This window comes from Nocardia iowensis (assembly GCF_019222765.1).
In the GTDB taxonomy this organism is placed as follows: Bacteria; Actinomycetota; Actinomycetes; order Mycobacteriales; family Mycobacteriaceae; genus Nocardia; species Nocardia iowensis.
On the sequence record NZ_CP078145.1, the window covers coordinates 2,976,283 to 2,993,182 of the forward strand.

At 67.1% G+C, this 16,900-nt stretch carries 15 protein-coding genes; 11 read left to right on the forward strand and 4 right to left on the reverse strand.

Annotated features, from left to right (window positions below; all coding sequences use genetic code 11):
• The first annotated feature begins 316 nt into the window (after positions 1-316).
• The gene (locus KV110_RS13695) at positions 317-1,042 is read left to right on the forward strand and encodes a LuxR C-terminal-related transcriptional regulator (protein WP_218476422.1); all 726 of its coding nucleotides are present in this window, start codon (positions 317-319) and stop codon (positions 1,040-1,042) included.
• A gap of 431 nt (positions 1,043-1,473) precedes the next feature.
• On the forward strand, positions 1,474-1,653 hold the full coding sequence (locus KV110_RS13700; protein WP_218476423.1) for a three-helix bundle dimerization domain-containing protein: 180 nt from the start codon (positions 1,474-1,476) through the stop codon (positions 1,651-1,653).
• 13 nt (positions 1,654-1,666) lie between these two features.
• Here the strand turns inward: KV110_RS13700 and KV110_RS13705 are convergent, their stop codons facing one another.
• Complete coding sequence (locus KV110_RS13705; RefSeq protein ID WP_218476424.1) at positions 1,667-2,002, reverse strand: histone-like nucleoid-structuring protein Lsr2; 336 nt, start codon at positions 2,000-2,002, stop codon at positions 1,667-1,669.
• Positions 2,003-2,158: 156 nt separating this feature from the next.
• On the opposite strand from KV110_RS13705, the gene KV110_RS13710 reads away from it, so the two are divergent.
• Both KV110_RS13710 and KV110_RS13715 read left to right on the forward strand, forming a co-directional pair.
• A complete protein-coding gene (locus KV110_RS13710; RefSeq protein WP_246634514.1) occupies positions 2,159-2,983 on the forward strand; it encodes an AfsR/SARP family transcriptional regulator in 825 nt (274 codons plus the stop codon).
• 35 nt (positions 2,984-3,018) lie between these two features.
• Positions 3,019-4,737: a gluzincin family metallopeptidase gene (locus tag KV110_RS13715; RefSeq protein ID WP_218476425.1), complete on the forward strand. Its 1,719-nt coding sequence runs from the start codon at positions 3,019-3,021 to the stop codon at positions 4,735-4,737.
• On the opposite strand, the gene KV110_RS13720 is transcribed toward KV110_RS13715, so the two are convergent.
• Positions 4,678-5,457 carry an AfsR/SARP family transcriptional regulator gene (locus KV110_RS13720; protein WP_218476426.1) on the reverse strand — a complete coding sequence of 260 codons (780 nt, stop codon included), beginning with the start codon at positions 5,455-5,457 and terminating at the stop codon, positions 4,678-4,680. The genes KV110_RS13715 and KV110_RS13720 overlap by 60 nt on opposite strands.
• 142 nt (positions 5,458-5,599) lie before the next feature.
• Between KV110_RS13720 and KV110_RS13725 the strand changes: the two genes are divergently transcribed.
• The 7 genes from KV110_RS13725 (at position 5,600) to KV110_RS13755 (ending at position 15,313) form a co-directional block, all read left to right on the forward strand.
• Positions 5,600-5,803, forward strand: a complete 204-nt coding sequence (locus KV110_RS13725; RefSeq protein ID WP_218476428.1) for a hypothetical protein — start codon at positions 5,600-5,602, stop codon at positions 5,801-5,803.
• A 65-nt stretch (positions 5,804-5,868) separates the two neighbouring features.
• Complete coding sequence (locus tag KV110_RS13730) at positions 5,869-8,241, forward strand: hypothetical protein (RefSeq protein ID WP_246634515.1); 2,373 nt, start codon at positions 5,869-5,871, stop codon at positions 8,239-8,241.
• Entirely contained in the window at positions 8,241-9,491 is a 1,251-nt protein-coding gene (locus tag KV110_RS13735; protein ID WP_218476432.1) for a hypothetical protein, read from the forward strand. Before KV110_RS13730 ends, KV110_RS13735 begins: the two co-directional genes overlap by 1 nt.
• Positions 9,492-9,512: 21 nt before the next feature.
• Complete coding sequence (locus KV110_RS13740) at positions 9,513-10,016, forward strand: hypothetical protein (protein WP_218476433.1); 504 nt, start codon at positions 9,513-9,515, stop codon at positions 10,014-10,016.
• A gap of 14 nt (positions 10,017-10,030) precedes the next feature.
• Complete coding sequence (locus tag KV110_RS13745) at positions 10,031-11,353, forward strand: hypothetical protein (RefSeq protein WP_218476435.1); 1,323 nt, start codon at positions 10,031-10,033, stop codon at positions 11,351-11,353.
• Positions 11,354-11,407: 54 nt separating this feature from the next.
• Positions 11,408-13,495: a hypothetical protein gene (locus KV110_RS13750; protein WP_218476437.1), complete on the forward strand. Its 2,088-nt coding sequence runs from the start codon at positions 11,408-11,410 to the stop codon at positions 13,493-13,495.
• Positions 13,496-13,513: 18 nt separating this feature from the next.
• Entirely contained in the window at positions 13,514-15,313 is a 1,800-nt protein-coding gene (locus tag KV110_RS13755; RefSeq protein ID WP_218476439.1) for a glucosaminidase domain-containing protein, read from the forward strand.
• A gap of 13 nt (positions 15,314-15,326) precedes the next feature.
• Here KV110_RS13755 and KV110_RS13760 read toward each other — a convergent pair whose 3' ends face one another.
• Both KV110_RS13760 and KV110_RS13765 read right to left on the reverse strand, forming a co-directional pair.
• Positions 15,327-15,671, reverse strand: coding sequence for a hypothetical protein (locus KV110_RS13760; protein WP_246634516.1), 345 nt, complete (start codon positions 15,669-15,671; stop codon positions 15,327-15,329).
• A gap of 100 nt (positions 15,672-15,771) precedes the next feature.
• Complete coding sequence (locus KV110_RS13765; RefSeq protein ID WP_218476441.1) at positions 15,772-16,170, reverse strand: hypothetical protein; 399 nt, start codon at positions 16,168-16,170, stop codon at positions 15,772-15,774.
• Positions 16,171-16,900 lie beyond the last annotated feature (730 nt).

A 16,900-nucleotide genomic window follows, 5' to 3' on the forward strand; every position in this document is an offset into this window, starting at 1 on the left:
GTGACCGACACTGTTCTCACCTTTCGTCAGGTTTCCAGTAGTCAGCATGTGCCGGTCACCGATGGTCGACCAGGGAGTACGGCCCCTGGTGACCCGGGAATTCTTCCCGACCCGTCGGGAAGAGCATGGTGCGACCTATTTGTACCGAATGGTCGGTCGAGAGCCGCAGGGGGCCAGTCGATTTCGGGTTCGGTCAGCGGTCCGAAAACTTCCCCTTCGGGCCCTGCCCAGGGCATTCTCAGGCAGCTGAGAGATCCGCTCATTCGGTGCACGGAACCGGGATCCAGCAGAGGCCTGTGCCAGGGGGTGATGAACTGTGCTGTCCAAGTCCGCTTGTCAGCAGCGAACCTTGGGGTCCGATATTTCGGTACTCGACGATATCGGCTCGCCACTGTCCGAAATATGCCGGCTGACCGTGGTGCTCGCCGATGACCACGCGGTCGTCCGGGCGGGGTTGCGGTCGCTGCTCAGTTCCGTCGACTGGATCTCCGTCGTCGCCGAGACCAGCACCGACGGTGCGGTGCGTGAGGCGGTGCTGCACCGGCCGGACGTGCTGATCCTCGGTCAGTGGCGGCAACCCGAAAGTGGTTCCGTCATCGGCGAACTGGTGCGGTCCGCGCCGGGCGTCGCGATACTCGTGTTCAGCATGGCCGAGGACGACGAGTCGGTATTCGCCGCTATCCGTGCTGGAGCGGGCGGCTACCTCCGCAACGCCGCGGAGCGCGACGACATCCTGCGCGCGATCTGTGCGGTGTCGGCCGGGTGGGTGATTTTCAGTCCGCAGATCGGCAGCAGACTCGCCACCATGCTGTCCGGCTCCACCGTCCAGGCTCGCCCTTTCCCGGACTTGACCGCCCGGGAATTCGACGTGCTGACCCTGGTCGCCGCGGGACTGCCGAACGCCTCGATCGCCGCCGAACTGAACCTGGCGCCGAAAACGATCAGCAACTACCTCTCCCGCATCTTCGCGAAGCTCGGCGTGGCGGACCGGGCGAACGCGATCGTCCGGGCGAGAGACGCGGGCCTCGGCAGCTCGCCATGAACAATCCGGCACGTGCCGAATCCGGCTGCCGCATATTCAGTATCTTCGTCGACTTACCGAGTGCCGACGATGATCATGATCTAGATATAGGGCAATCGTCCAGTTCGAGCGATCAGAAAATAGCAGCGCAGCGGTCTACGCTAGCTATGACCTGTGGGAACGGGCAATTGTGACTACCGTGCTGCGATACCGGTTGCCATACATGAGATTCCATCAGCAAATGCGGAAATCGATCTTTGCTCGTCCCATTGACGGGGTAGAGTCCAACTACTTTCCTCGGGTCCCGAAGCGCGGCTCGCTCCGTACGGATGTTGACTCTGGAGGAATACATGCCTCTTCCCGACCGTCGTGCAGCGATCCGTCTCTTGGCGCCGCCGGCGAGCAGGCCAGATAAAAGCGCACCGGATCTGGTGTGGCAGTGGGCGAAAACGATGACCGCCGGTCGGATGACCGCGCAGCGGCTCAGCGCGGAATTCCCGACGGTGCCGCAGGCGGTGATCCACGCCGCCGTCGCGCAGGCGCACGCCGAACTGCACCCGCTGTTGGCCGACTCGCTGACCGAAATGACCGAATTGCTTGCGCGCGAACGAATCCGGCGGATCGTGGGCTGAGACTTGCCGGGACTTACCGGCTTGCCTTCTGGTACGCCTCGACGACCTCGGCCGAAATCCGTCCCCGGCTCGACACGTCGATGCCCTTCTCGCGCGCCCACTGCCGGATGACTCCGGTCTGCTCCCGCCCGGCCGTCGAGCGCACCCGGTTGCTGGTACCCCGTGGTGCCCGCCCGACCTTGCGGGCGGCCGCTGTCCACTCCGCGAAGATGCCGCGGAGCCGCTCGGCATTGTGTGCCGACAGATCCATCTCATAGGCCAGCCCATCCAAGGTGAAGCGCACCGTCTCTTCGGCCGGTGACTTGCCGTCGAAATCATCGACCAGTGTCACGACAACCTTGCGTGCCATCGAATTTCCCCTTCGTAAACGCTCGCATGTGTGGAAGCGATAATCGTAGACCGTCGCCTCGATTCCGCTAATTCAGGTAGTGCTCTACTCGGGTGAGAAAACCGGACGTGCGGTCTGATGATGTCGAGAGTGTGTGTTCGCCGAAAGGCGGGGGAAATGTGGATAGCGAAATCAGCGATGATGGGATGGGCGGCACGACCGAGCCTTCCTGACCCACTGCCCCCGTGCGGTACATCCGCACCCGTCGACGTGCTCGGGCCTGCCTCGCAACTGTCCTTGTTCGGTGGATTCGAGCTGCGGCTGGCCGACCGCAAGGCGGTGCTGCCGATGCACGCGCAACGCGTGCTCGCTTACCTCGCGCTGCGGAAGATGACCGGACAGGATTGCGGGCGGCAGTTGCTCGCGGAGCGGTTGTGGGAGAACTCGTCGCCGGAGCGGTCGGCGGCCAGCCTGCGGACGGCGCTGTGGCGGATTCGCCGCGCGGGGCCGGAACTACTGGCGGGTGATGGCGAACGGGTCACGTTGGCCGACCATGTCGAGGTCGATGTCGACTGCTTCCGGCGGCGCGCCGAGGCGTTGCTGTCCGGCGCCGCCGACTGCCCGCCGACGAACGTGCGCATGCTGTGCACCGCCGCCGAACTGTTGCCGGGCTGGGACGAGGACTGGCTGCTGTTGTTCCGCGAACAGGTGCGGCTACTGCGGTTGCACGCGCTGGAGGCGGTGGCGCGCCGGTACTGCGCGCAGCGGCTGCACCCGCAGGCCATCGATCTGATCCTGCGCGTGGTCGCCGAGGAGCCATTGCGCGAATCGGCCCATGCGATTCTCATCGAGGCTCATCTCGGCCAGGGCAACGCCGCTGAGGCCCGCAGGCAATACGACGTCTTCGCCGCGACTCTGTGGCGCGAACTCGAGCTGCGGCCGTCCGCCGAACTCCGGCGCCGCGTCGGCCTGCCCGAGTTCGCCTCGACTACGCGATATTGACGCGCCCGGCCACGTGGTGGCCGCATGGTGGAACCATGCTGGCAGACTTCACCAACGCGCCACCCCCGACGCAGGTCGGCGGCCTACGCGCGGTGCCGATGCACATTCAGAACCTGCGTGCGGTCGTCACCCTGGACGCCGCGACCGCCACCGGATCGGTCGAGGCGACGATGACCTATCTGGTCGGCCCGCATGCCGGGTCGCCGATCTTCGATCTGCGCCAATCCGTGCGGACCTGTCTGCTCGACGGCGCGGTGCTCGATCCGGCGAAGATCGCCGCGCGCGATGTCGGCGCCGGGCCGCACAGTACGGTCCGGGTCGTCGGCGTCACGCAGGCCGCGGGATCGGTGCACCGGCTCACCGTGACCTACCAGTTGGCGACCCCGGCCGCCGACCTCGGCGGTGCCTATCCGCCGGTGCTGCACTGGTCGAACGGCCGGCTCCGCTGGTCATTCGGCATGTCCGATCTCTACGCGGGCCGATATCTCGAGGCGTGGTTTCCGTCGAACCTGCCCTTCGACCAATTTCCGTGGACGTTGGAACTGCGGCTCACCGGGACCACGATCGCGCATTCGCTCATCACCAATGGTGCGGCGACGGTGGTCGGCGTCAATGCGTGGTCGGTGCAATTCCCGGCCTGGTTCACCACGATGTCGTCGCTGCTCGAATTGCATCCGTCCGACGCGCTGGCGTTCCGGTCGTCGACCGTCGTGCTGCCGGTGTCGCGCCGCTCGGTGGTGGTTGAGACCTGGAAGCCTGTCGGCGGTCCGGAGAATTTGCCCGCGTTGAATGCTCGGATCCGTGCGCTGCTCGCGGACTTCGAGAACACCTATGGCGAATTTCTCGGCCGCAGATTCGTGTGCTACTTCCATGGTGCCAGCGGCGGCATGGAATACGCCACCGCCGCAACGACTTCGGCGGACGCGCTCGATCACGAGGTGTTCCACTCGTGGTTTGCCCGCGGCATCAGCCCGGCGGCGCAGGCCGACGGCTGGTGGGACGAGGCGTACACCAGCTTCCACGACGACGGCGACAGTCGCACCGAGCCCGCGGATTTCACCCGGCCGCCGGTAGAGCTCTGCTCGCGGCGGCCGTTCCAGCGCACCACCCCGGCTTTGTCCTATGGCGAGGGCAGCCGCTTCTTCCTGGATGTCGCCGGACGGGTCGGCGCGGACCGGCTCCGCGCCCTGATGGGGGAGCTTTACCGCGCCCGTCGTGGAACGCCGGTCAGCACAGCGGAATTTGAGGCGTATCTCGTGTCCGATTCCGGTGCAACAGATCTCGTCGATGTCTTTCATAGATTCGTTTACGGTTTCGCCGAGTCGACACCCGATGCCCACGTTGAATTCGATACCGCACAGGGACTATGGACCCGCCGCTCCGACGACCTTGTCGCCACACATGTCCCGCCGAAAGCCGGTCAGGACAACTGGTTTCATGCCCGAGTGCGTAATCTCGAGACAGCGGGGCCGTGCCGCCACTTCGTCGTCACGTTCGCCGTCCGGGCCACAACGGCGACACCACCCACCTATCCCGCCGACTTCTTTCCCGCCCACACCGCCACCATAGGTTTCGATCTCGCACCAGGCCGGTGGCGAACCGTGTCGGCTCGCTGGCCCGCCGGTCGGGTGCCCGCCCGCGGCACCAGGGTGTCGCTGCTGGCGTCGGTGCACGCGCGCCGTTCGCATCCGGCTTCAGGCACTCATGTGTGGGAGGAGGCGTCGATTGCTCAGCGGGATACGGCCATTGACTGAACGCGGGGCGGGCGGCGGCGGAGCCACCATGCCGACCCGGCCGAACAGTTCCGGCGAGGGCCGGATACCGAGCTCGGTCCAGAGCAGATCGGCGAACATGCGCAATTGCCTGCGCGCCTCCACCACATTGCCCTCGCACAGGTGTGCCTCGATCAGCGCCGTCTGTGCCGACTCGCGCAACGGTTCCTCGGCGACGACCGCGAGCATCACGTCGATCGCCTCCGGGTAGCGGCCTTGTTCGGCGAGCCTGCGCGCGTCCACTTCCAGCGCGTGTAACCGCATCTGCCGCAGCTGTTCCCGGGCCAGCAGCAGCCAGGTCTCGTCCCAGCCCGGCAGCAGCTCGTTGGTGCGGGCCAGCAAAGCGGCGCGATCGCGCGGGCAGTCACGCTGCTCGGCCAGCATCCGCTCGGCGTTTCCGCGGAACTCGTGCACGTCGACCTCGACGTGATCGCCCAGTCGCAGCCGGCCACCTTCCCCGCACACCAGCGCCGGACTGGCCTGCCGGATCCGCCACAGTGCGGTGCGCAGGCTGGCCCTGGACCGGTCCACGGTCACGTCGGGCCACAGCCGCTCCGCGAGCACACCACGGTCGCAGTCGGGTTCCGCGATCTGGTCCAGCGACAGATACGCCAGGACGCGGCGTGAATGCTGCGGCACGGCAACGTGGCGGGCGTCGACCCGCAGGGCGAACCCGCCGAGCAGAGAGATGGCTAGTCGCATCGAAATCTTCCCTCCGTCCCAGGCCAGTAGCGGCCGGTCGAGCAAGACTGCCCGCGCGATGCTGCGGTCGCGTCAATGTCGCGTCAACCCCGCCCACGCAGCGTTGACGGGAAAGGTTATGGCCGCGCGCGACGGTGGTCCGGTGACTGGCGACGAGAGCACGGTGATCGTGGTGCGGGCCTGGCGTGACCGCGGTCGGTTGATCATCCGGGTGCTGGCAGGCTCCGGCGATACGCGGTCCGCGCGGGAGTGGGTGTTCGGCGATGTCGACGGGTCGCTGGCGTGTGTCGAACAGTTGCTGGCCGAGCTCCGTGACGCGGCAGTTCGGGATGAGACAAAGCGTTGACGCTTGTACACACCGTGGTCGCGCAGAGTGACGCGAAACGCCCGTCGTTTGCGGAGGTGACCACAATGCGTGATACCGAGGACTACGTCTCGCCCTTCTCCGGGCTGTCGCCCTTCGGCGAGAGCATGGAGCAGGCGACCGAAGTGCCGGTCGCCGAATTCGACGAATCGCCGTTCGAGGGCTATTCGTTCACCGAATCCCCGTTCGGTGAGCACGGCTACGCCGAGGCGGACGAGCAGTCGCAGCTTGCCACCGAATTCCTGGAGGCCCTGCACGACGAGGAGTTCGCCGAGGCGCTGGAGCAGCTGCTCGACGAGGGCGCGGCCCGGGCGCTCAGCGACGCCCAGCAGTGGTCGGTGACGCCGTCGGAGTCCGAGTGCCGGGAGTCGCTGCAGGAGTGGATCGCCCCGCTGATCAGCGAATGGGAACGCACCATCGACAGCTTCGCGAGCGGACTGGAGAACGCCGACCTGCACGGGCTCGCGGAACAGGAACTCGACGAACTGCTCGATTCGCTGGAGACCCCGGCCGCGCTCGGGTCGGTGGCCTTCGAGAATTTCCTCGGCAAGCTCGTCCGCAAGGTGAAGTCGGTCATCAAGCAGAAGGTCCGCCAGGCGGTCGGGTTCGTGAAGAATCCGGTCAAGGGCGTCATCGGCATCGCCAAGAGCGGACTGAAGACGATCAAGAGCGGTCTGCAGACCATCGGCAAGCACCTCATCGGACCCCTGCTCGAACGGCTGAAGAAGGCCGGGCTTGCACTGCTCAAGGGTGTCGTCGCGAAGTTGCTCAACCCGCTGACGCGGATCCTGCCCGCCGAGATTCGTCCGCTGGTGCCGATCCTGGCCAAGCGCCTCGGCATCGGCGAGGCCGCCGACGAGACCGAGGAGAGCCAGGAGGAACTCGGCACCGCGGGCACCATGGCCGAGGCGTTCGATCAGCAGCTTTTCGAGCTGTTCACGGCCGAGGAGACCGCCGAGGCGGCCGACTACGACGAGCTCGATACCGAAGAGCCCGAACACAATATGGTCGCCGAGCTCGATGACGCCCGTGCCCGGCTCGCCGCACAGTTGAGCGCCTACACCGGCTCCGAGGAGCCGATCGCCGAGATCGAGCAGTTCATTCCGGCGGTGCTGGCCATCCGGCCGCTGCTCAAGCTCGGGTTGAAAGTCACCGGCGCGCGGGAGAAGCTGGTGAACCTCATCGCGCAACCGCTGGCCAAGCTGATCAAGGGGATGGTCGGGCCGGAAGCCGCGCGCACGATCGGCAAGATCGCCGGGCAGGACCCGTCGGTGATGATCGCCCGTGCGGTGGTCGGTGTCGGGTTCACCGCGCTCGGCTTGGAAGCCGCAGGCCAGGAGGAAGACACGATTCCCGGTGAGGCGCTGGCCTCGGCGGTCGAGGCGACGGTGGGGCGGGTGCTCGACGAACTGCCCGAGGCAGCCTTCACCGACCCACTACAGGTCAGTGCCGCGGTCCAGCGCGCATTCGCCGAATCGGCCGCCGCTTACCTGCCGGACCGGCTGCTGCGCGCAGATCTGCCGGAACGGGAGACGGCCCAGGAGGGCGGCTTCTGGGTGATGATGCCGCGCTCGACCAGGCCGCGCTACCGATTCCGCAAGTACACCCGGGTTTTCGCGGTGCCGATCCCACGGCAGGTCGCGCGGGCGGTGCGCTGGAACGACGGCGGCACTCTGGAGACGTACCTGCTCGACCGCGGCGCCGAACGGTGGCCCGTGCAGGCCGAGATCGACCTCTACGAAACGCTGCCCGGCACCATGCTTGGCCATCTCACCCGCGACGAAACACTGCCTGCCGCAGAGCAACCCGGTGCGGAGGAGTTCCAGCCACTCACCGAGGAGGCTGCGGGGCTGCTGCTGCGCGAACCCGCGCTCGGCAGGCGCGGGAAGGTCGGGACCGCGCCGGGCGCGTATCGGCCCGTGCCCGGTCAGCGATACTTCCGCGTCCGTGTCGCGGCCCTGCCCGCACGCCGGGCACGCCGACCACGTCGGCTGACTACGGTGCGCTGGGACCCGGCGGCCAAGCGGATGCGCGTCGTGATCAAGCTGTCCGAGCGGCGGGCTCGCGGTATGCAGGCCCGCCTGCAACGGGCGGCGCCCGCGGGCCAGCGTGATCTGCCCGCCGTGCTGTCGGCACTGCGCGAGATCTTCCTGCCGCGCTTGCAGTATCGGATCGCCCGGCGGCTGCTGAAAGCCACGCTGGTCACCGACCCGGCCGCCGCGGCCAAGCTCGCGGGTGACCTGACCGCCGCGACCAGCACCGGCATCGCGACCTATCTCGCCCAGCGGGGCGCCCAATTCGCCGCCGCCGTGGCCGATCCGGCCGACGGGGTCACGCTGACGGTGACCTTCACCGGGATTCAACCGGATTCGGCGCAGCTCCCGGCGCCCGAAGTCGTCGCTACGCCTGGACTGTCGTGATGGACGCCCGATTCGCCACCGAGACAGCGGCGCTGGCCGTCGAGGCCAGGCACTGGCGTCGCGCTTGCGCCGCGTTGGGTGACCTCGAGGTCAGCGCGGCGCCGGGGGCGTGGCGCGAGCTCGAGTCCTACCTCGGGCTCAGCGTCCGAGCCAGTCTCAGCGGCCAGGCGCGCAGGCTCACCGCGCAAGCCGACCGTACCCTCTTCACGATCAAGGCCGCGACGACGCGGGCCGACCTGAAAACCGCACGCGCGGAGCTGCTTACCCTGCGCCGTCGGTACAGCCGGGCCGAGGCGGTCGTCGACTTCTATTGCGACGCGGTGAATACCCGCACGAATCCGCGCACCGCCGCCGTGCTGCGTGGGCTGGACACTTTGGCCGTGCACAGCATGGACCAGGTGTTGCGGCCGTTGGGTATCGACACTCCTTCGGTGCTGACCTACCTCGACAAGGGTCTCGGCGCGTCGATACTGCGAGCCGGAGCGCGGCTCTGGGATGCGTCCCTGTCGCCCGCCGCCGCCATCAAGATCACGCGGCACAATCTGTGGCAGCCCACCTCCTTGGTCCATGAGACCGGCCATCAGGTGGCCCATTTGACCGGCTGGACAACGGAATTGGCGGCCGCACTACACGCGGCCCTGGCCCCGCGGAGCTCGCTCGCCGCGGACGCGTGGCGCAGCTGGGCATCCGAGGTAGCGGCCGACGTCTATGCGTTCTCGCTGCTCGGCTTCGCGCCGGTGCCCGCGTTGGCGACCGTCGTGGACGGGCCGACGAGCCAGGTGTACCGAATGCCATTCGGTGATCCACATCCGGTCTCGGCCCTGCGAGTGCAGTTCAACGCGGCACTGTGCCGCGCCTGGTTCGGCGCGGGCCCATGGGACGCACTCGCGGCCCGCTGGATGGCGAGACACCCACTGGCCCAAGCACCTTCGGATGTTGCCGCGATAGTCGCCGCCAGCATGCCGTTACTGCCCGCGATCGTCGACGTGTGCACGCGAATGCCGATGCGCGCCTTCCATGGCGTCCCGCTGTCGGCACTGGCCGACCCGCGCCGGGTAGCGCCGGGCGAACTGAATCGGCTGGCCGACCGCGCGGGCGCCTCGCTGTACACCTCGACCCACCTGCAACGGGTCGAGCCGATGCGAATTCTGGCGCTGACCGTGCTGCGCGGTCTCGAATCGTCCACCGCGCCATCGGAAATGGAGACATGGCTGCGACGGATGGGTGGTGGCGACCGAGTCGCCGCCTGAACGCACAGATAGGAGACCGACATGGATAACGACCCGGACCAGGCGCAGACGTTCGATCTGGACAAGCTCGCCCACCTCATCGCGGCCGCGCTGCAGCAGAGCCGGCCGCCGGACCGTCCCGAATCGAGCACAGTCGACGCGGAGAACGACTTGACGCTGTCGATCTTCTCCGAGCTGCAGTACGCGCTGCAGTCCCGCAACCTGTCCTCGACAGGTCCGCTGACGCAGCGGTTGCCCGCTCAGGTCAACCCCTACGGCGAGCTGGAGTTCGGCAAGCCGCTGCCGGGATACGCGGCCAAAGCCGTTGTCGTGCACCGCGGCAGCCGTCCGCCCGAGGCGCACCAGGTGTGCGGCGGGACGCAACCGACGCTCGACCTGCGCCACCCCGGCGAGGTGGTGGCCGTGCAACTCCAGGACAGCGAGCACCGGCTGCGGCTGGTCACCTTCGTCACGCACGCACCGAGAGACCAACGCGGGTATGGCCCTGCCGCCGCCGCGCAGGCCGACCCCGCACCAGCAACCTAAGGAAAGGCAGCGCCATGTTTCGACAGTTGGCAACCGCGCTCCCGCCGCTCACCGGCTCGCTCACGCCCGCGGACGCGGTCTTCACATTTCACCCCGAACAGCTGAGCCGGTGGCTGGATGAGGTCTGGGCACAGGGCGGCATCTCCGCCTGGCCCAACGTCTTCAACAGCACCAACGTGCCGCTCGGCGACCCCGCCGCCGTCAAACTGACGCAGATCCCGAACAACCTGCTCGCCGAGTCGTTCAAGTCGGGTGTCGGTTCGCCGACGGGGACACCGCCGTTCCCGCCACCGCTTGGCTACAACCCACCGGCGCCGAACAGCCCCCCGCCGGTAGTTCCGCTGTGGGACCACATGTTCTACGCGTACCTGGTGGAAAGTACCGGTGCGGTGGAGATCTTCGCGGAGGTGGTGCGGCGCTACGTCGTCGGGGAGACACTGCCCGCGCCGTCCGCCGAGACGATGGCCTGGGTGCGCGCTACCGAGGAACTGTTCTTCCGGGACCCGCCGCTGTTCCGGGTGGGTGGCCTGACGAGCCAGCTGCGCCCGGACGCCAGGGTCAATCGGCGCAACGCCTACTGGCGGATGTTCGGACTCGACCTGCCGCACCCCGCGCCCGGCATCGACGGGCAGGCGTGGAAGCGAGACGCGGGCGCGGCCAGCAACATTCGGTTCATCGAAATCTGGAACGAACTGCTGCGGCAGGTCTGGCTCGGTATCGAGAACGAGCGCAACACGTCGGGTTCGAATCCGACCGACGCGAGCTACATCGGCTATCTGTGCCAGACGCTGGCGGAGATGCTGCGGCTGCGCCGCCTCGGCGGGATGCTGTCGCGCGAAGAGTTCAGCTACGGCTGCATGCTGAATTGGTTCCACCTCACCGTCGGCTACGAAAGCGCGGTGGTGCGCGATCTGAGCGCGAATGCCGGTGTCAGCGGTGGCAATCCGGCCGATCGGCTCGCGACCGTCGGTGCTCGGGTCGGCGTCGCGCCGTCCCGGCAAGCCCGTGAGCTCTTCGAACTCGCGTCCCTGGTGTCGCCGCTGTTGTGGGCCATCGAACTCGGCCTGTTCGACCAGCAACCCAAGGCCGAGCTGCTCTACCGCTCGTCGGGCATTTCGGCGCCCGCGCCCGCGCAGACGATGAACCGCATCATCGACCTGTGGCAGTCGGCGACGGGGGAGCGGGTCAAGGACCTCGCCGTCACCACCCGGCACAGCACGAACCAGATCCGTTCCGCGCAGCCGGCCAAACTGCTGCCCGCCGGCGTGCTTTCCGGCGCGTCCGCATCGGCGGCACCGACGACGAATGGACAGCGACGCGTCGCCCCTCGGCTCTGAGCCGCTGGGACGCCGAGTCGTTCGCCACCGCGCGATACCGATTGGGAGCCTGACATGAGTACCGTTGCCGAATCGTCGATCTTCGCCTCGCCCGAATCGACGCCAGATCCCGGCGTGTGGCCCACTCGCGAAGATGTGTTCGCCGAGGACCTGGGCGAACACGACGGCGAAACCGGCTGGCAAAACCAGGAATCCGACACCGAATGGGACGAAACCGGCTATGCCGGTGCGGACGTCGGGGCCGAATCCGGGGAAAGCTACGCCGATACAGCTGAATACAACCAAGAGGACGCCGAGCAGGAGAACGGTGGTCTCGAAGCCGACGGGGAGGCTAGCTATTTCGAGGATGCCGACTACGAGGACACGGATCACGAGGACGCCGACTACGAGGACGCCGACTACGAAGAGGCTGCCTATGAGGACGCGGACTATGAGGACGCGGACTCGGAAGAGGCGGACTACGAGGACATCGTCTTCGAGGACGCCGACTATTACGAAGACGCCCCCGCGCCGGTGCCGCCCGGCCGATTGATCGTGAAACGCCATCCCCTCTTGCGATCCCACGCGGGCACCCCGCCGGATCTGCTCATCGAGTGGAACGGCATGGTCGAACCGTCGGTGGTGGATGTCGTCGTCCATCTGCACGGCTATGCCGGGCAAGGTGCGGCCATGAACATCGTGAAGCACAAGAAGCCGATCAGCGGATTGGATTTCACCGACCCGGCCAAGCCTTCGGCAGTCGGGCGCACCGCTCCGACGTTGCTGATCCTGCCGCGCGGCCATCACCAGCCGAAGGGGAACCCGGCGCGGTACACGTTTCCGGCGCTCACGAAGCCCGGTGCGCTGCAAGGGTTGATCGACGACGCACTGGCGCGGTTCGGTGCCGCCACCGGAACGACCGTGCGGCGCAATCGATTGATTCTGACCGCGCACTCCGGCGGCGGCGCCGCGCTGATGGCCATTCTGGGCCATACCGATCCCGACGAGGTGCACACCTTCGACGCCTTGTACAACGACCCGAAGCCGCTGATCGACTGGGTGCGCAAGCGCATGTCGGCGGGCACGGGTGCGTTGCGTGTGCTGTACCGCGCCGGTGAAGGTACCGCGCGGGCCAGTGAGCGGGTCGCGGCGGTGGTCCGCGCCGCGGCGTCGCCGAACTTCCGGGTGGAACGAACAAGAGTGCCGCACAACGACATTCCGCGGCGCTTCGGCTGGCAGCTGCTCGCCGACGCCTCCGCCGACCTGCGTGGTGTTCCGCAGGCCCGCGAATTCGAGTACGCGAGCAGTGACGAGCTGTGGGTTCCGCAGGCGGGCGACGGTGAGTACTGGGGTGAAGCCGATGCGGAGTCGGCGGATTACCTCGGGCAGTCGGGCGCCGGGGAATGCGGTTGCGGGTGCAAGGGTCGCGAAACGTTCGAGGAGGAAGCGCCACCGGGTAGCGGTCGTCGAACTCTCGGCACGTGCAAGCCGGTTCAGGACGACCTGAAGCCGGCGGCGCCGTGGAGTGTGATGCAGCAGCGGTTCCGCAAGCGGTGCAGCCTGACCAGTCATCGCCTCGATGCCAAGTCGGCCATCGACTGCGCGTGCGCGTTCGGCGATCCCCGCGATGTGGCGATCTTCGCGATGGCGCGGGTCATCGCGGCGGGTCCGCTGGCGGCCCGGTTGTTCGCGCACTTCCTCGGGGCCAGCGGTGCCGAGGTCACCATCGATGTGGCCGACATGATCAAACGGTCGGCCGGTGTGCGTGACAAAATCCGCAAGTCGATCGCCCGCGGCGGAACGTCCGGTGTGACGCGGATCGAGCAGAGCGAATATCGCGACAGCGAACTGCAATTCGCCTACGGCGCCATCGACTGCGTGCAGTGGCGCGTGCTGCCGCCCGCCGCGAAGGACTGGCGTAAGCAGCCCGCCACCCGCCTGGAGATCTCGATGCTCGACTACTACGAGTTCCATCCGGCCAGGCCCGGCGTGAGCCAGTGCGCGCACGCCGCGTGCGTCGAGCTCGTCGCCCGTGGCCAGGCGAAGAACTTCTGGACCAGCGGCAGCGCGGTGGTCACCTGGGCCGATCTCGCGGCACGCCCGCCCGTGCCCACGCGGCCGCCGAAGGAGCGCCGTCATGTGGTCTACCAGAACGCCTACTGATGTGAGGGGAGGGGAGTCATGAGAACCGTTGCCGAGTGGGCTACCCAGAACTACCTGGACGCTGCCGAATACGACCATGAGTCGACCGCCTATGAGGACGTCGACTACGAGGACACCGACTACGAAGTGGTCGACGAAGCCGGGGAGTCGGGTGCGGTCGAACAGCACGAGTTCGACGAAACCTTCTCCGGTGCACCGACTCTCCTCGAACAAGAAACATTTCCGTCCGGTCTGGTGCTCACGGCCAGGCCGGGGCCCGAAGCATCGGGCCAGCAACATTGGGACCCGAACAAGACAGGTCTCCCGCTCTACGACACCGGGCCGGACGTCCGCCGCAAGAAGCTGGCGCCGAACTTCACGGTCGGTGAACTCGTCAGCAGCGGCGGTCGGCCCGACGATCGCGCCCGCATCTCGCCCGCCCTGGTCCGATGCTTGCAGGCCATCCGCGAGCGGGCGGGGCGGCCGGTGAAAATCACCTCGGGGTACCGGTCCTGGGCGCGCAACGTGGCGGTCTACCGAGCTCGTAACCAACAGCCGACGCTCAGCAGGCACTGCAGCGGGCAGGCCGCCGACATCACCATCGCCGGACTTACCGGGTTGCAGATCGCCGAACTCGCGATCGACGCCTGCGGCAACGACATCGCGCTCGGGATCGGGAGCAACTTCGCCCACATCGATGTGCGGGGGCGACCCGACACCTGGACCTATTTGAGCGGTAAGGCCAACACCGCAGCGCTGGCGCACGTCCGGCGGTATCGGCAGAACCGGACGGCGCCGACGCCGAAACCGAATCCTGGGCCGACACCCACACCGACGCCGACGCCGACTCGCACGAGTGACCGGGTCGCGGGGGTCGTCCGGCGCGGCACCTTCACCAAATGCACGACCGGGGAACAGCCCGGTGCACGCGCGATGGCCGACCAATGGAAGAGGTTGACCGGCCGAAAGGCGGGAACGTGGAACTGCCGCGCCACCACATTCGGCACGCCGTCGCTGCATGGCGAGGGCCGATCGGTCGATCTATACGCGAACGCGGCGGATCCCGGGCAGCGCGGGCAGGCGGAGGCCTACGTCGCGTGGTTGCAAGCCAATGCTGTCGAACTCCAAGTGGCATACATCATCTGGAACCGCAGGCAATGGGGGTGGGCGCACCGCGCCAAGGGCTGGCGGCCCTATGGCGGGAGCAATCCGCACACCGATCACATCCACGTCGATCTCAGCTGGGAAGGCGCTCGTACGCCGAGCCCGTTGTTCGCCGGACCGGTCCCCGGCCTCGGTGCGCACGTCGCTCCCGTGCCGAAGCCGGCCGGTCGCGTGCCCGCGCACGTGGTCGCGTTCGTGCACAAGTACCGCCCGCACGCGCAAGCGAGCCAAACCCGTAGCCGGATCCCGTGGCTGGTCACTCTCGGTCAGGCCGCGCTCGAAACCGGCTGGGGCGCAAAGGCCTGCGGCAACAACTTTTTCGGCATCAAAGCGGGAGCGGATATCCCGGAGTCGCGGCGGAAGCTCTGCACGACCAGCGAGGTGCACAACACGCCGAACGTACGGAGCTACCCGGAAGTGATTTCGGTGACGCCGAGACCCGACGGCCGGTACGACTACGTGGTCCGCGCCTGGTTCCGCGCGTTCGACTCCCCGGCACAGTCGTTCGACGGACACGCTCAGGTACTACTGAAACCGCGCTATGCGAAGGCCTTCGCGCACACCGGCGATCCCTACGCCTTCGCTCGCGAAGTAGCCGCGGCAGGCTATGCCACCGGACCGGCCTACGCCGAGCAGCTGACCAGGGTCATGCGACTGATCGAGCGAGTTCCGTAGCGCGGGCGAACGGCTAACCGCCGGTGTTGATTCCGGTGGCGAACTTGACCACGACCTTGTCGCTGGTGACCTCTTGCACCGTGACGTTCACGCCGTCGGCGGGCTGCGTCTCACCTACCGGGACGCTGACCTCCTGGCCGGCCACCTTCAGGGTTACCGTATTGCCGTTCACGGCAAGCAGTTCCGCGTCCACACCGAGAATGCTGGCCTTGGCGTTCACTCCGCGCGCGAAGTTGACTGTGCAGCCGCCGACGTTGCATTCGGTCTTGGTACCCGGCCCCTCGGTGGTGCAGGCGGCCACGCCGAAGGTGGCCGATAGGGCTAACACGAATACAGCCGTCAGCTGTCGAAGAGGCACGCGACCAGTGTAGGGGGAACCGACGCGACTGTGCGGCACCTGACATATGTCCATCGGACGACTAACGTCCTTCGGTCCCACACTCGACAGTAGGGACTGCCTATTCCGCGGCGGGAACGGCGGTTTCGTGGACCGAGCGCCACTGGTAACCGTGGTCGGCCCTGATCAGCACGGCGGTCACCAGCCGGCGGGTGCGGATGTCGCCCAGCTGGTTCTCCGCCGCGAAGCGAACGGTGACGATGGTGTCGCTGTGCGCGAGTTCTTCGATATCCGCGACCTCGATCTCCAGTCCCGGCTGGGTGTTGCGGGCCGGCCACAACCCGGCCAGCAGGGTGTCCCGGTCGATGACCTGTCCGACCGTGGTCACCGAGGAGAACTCCTCGTGCAGTGCGTTGGCGAACCGGTCGAACACTTTCGGAGGCGCGTTCGAGCCCATCCACTCGGCGAGGTCCCAGTGCAGGGCCGCGATCACGTCGGCCAGGTGGGGATGTGCGGGCATAGCGGCAATCTCGGTCTCGGTAGGCGTGGTCGGCCGTGCCGGAGATCATATCCAGCGCAGTCGGCGACGCCGGTTTCCGGATTCCCCATAACCCTCTCTATGAAATATTCGGCGCGCGGACGTCGACCGGGCCGCGCGCACCGGCATTCTCGGGATGGGCGCGCGGCGAAATTCCCCAGCGAGCGTCGGAATCGCTTCCGGTGCAGGGACTCTCGTCAGGTGAGCGAACCAAGAGCGCTCCGTTCGTCGCGTGGCTGACCGGTTGGTCCGATGATAGGATGGATCGGTGCTGAGCGTTGTTCGAATAGGTGAACTCTTCGGACGAAATGGTTTCGAGATCGGCGGAACGAGCCTCGTTGTTCGTGTGTGAGAGGGGACTTGAACGCGCAGGCCGGATTCTCGTACCTGGGCCGCCTCCAGTAGGTAAACTGAGGTATTCCTTCGGGCGTACGGAATCCGCCGATTTGTTGTGACCTTGTCCCGGCTGGGTCAGGGTTTCTATTGTGTTGCCACCGCAGCGGCCACGCGCTTCAACCGCCGGATCCGGTGGCGGACAGTCGGTCGCGATCGATGGGGGAAGTGGTGCGATTCGAACCTCACCTGCGCCGATGCCTGTTACTCGGCCGCGCTGGAACCGGGAGTTTCCGAAATCGGAGTTCTGATCTCCAAGTTAACACCAGTCACTAATAATGTGCGGGTCTTTCGGGGGCGATCCCCAGATTGCGAATGC

Excerpts from the sequence above, each read along its gene's own strand:
- KV110_RS13700 (WP_218476423.1), top strand. The coding sequence starts at position 1,474 with ATGACCGCCGGTCGGATGACCGCGCAGCGGCTCAGCGCGGAATTCCCG.
- KV110_RS13705 (WP_218476424.1), bottom strand. The coding sequence starts at position 2,002 with ATGGCACGCAAGGTTGTCGTGACACTGGTCGATGATTTCGACGGCAAG.
- KV110_RS13710 (WP_246634514.1), top strand. The coding sequence starts at position 2,159 with ATGTGGATAGCGAAATCAGCGATGATGGGATGGGCGGCACGACCGAGC.
- KV110_RS13715 (WP_218476425.1), top strand. The coding sequence starts at position 3,019 with ATGCTGGCAGACTTCACCAACGCGCCACCCCCGACGCAGGTCGGCGGC.
- KV110_RS13720 (WP_218476426.1), bottom strand. The coding sequence starts at position 5,457 with ATGCGACTAGCCATCTCTCTGCTCGGCGGGTTCGCCCTGCGGGTCGAC.
- KV110_RS13730 (WP_246634515.1), top strand. The coding sequence starts at position 5,869 with ATGCGTGATACCGAGGACTACGTCTCGCCCTTCTCCGGGCTGTCGCCC.
- KV110_RS13735 (WP_218476432.1), top strand. The coding sequence starts at position 8,241 with ATGGACGCCCGATTCGCCACCGAGACAGCGGCGCTGGCCGTCGAGGCC.
- KV110_RS13740 (WP_218476433.1), top strand. The coding sequence starts at position 9,513 with ATGGATAACGACCCGGACCAGGCGCAGACGTTCGATCTGGACAAGCTC.
- KV110_RS13745 (WP_218476435.1), top strand. The coding sequence starts at position 10,031 with ATGTTTCGACAGTTGGCAACCGCGCTCCCGCCGCTCACCGGCTCGCTC.
- KV110_RS13750 (WP_218476437.1), top strand. The coding sequence starts at position 11,408 with ATGAGTACCGTTGCCGAATCGTCGATCTTCGCCTCGCCCGAATCGACG.
- KV110_RS13755 (WP_218476439.1), top strand. The coding sequence starts at position 13,514 with ATGAGAACCGTTGCCGAGTGGGCTACCCAGAACTACCTGGACGCTGCC.
- KV110_RS13765 (WP_218476441.1), bottom strand. The coding sequence starts at position 16,170 with ATGCCCGCACATCCCCACCTGGCCGACGTGATCGCGGCCCTGCACTGG.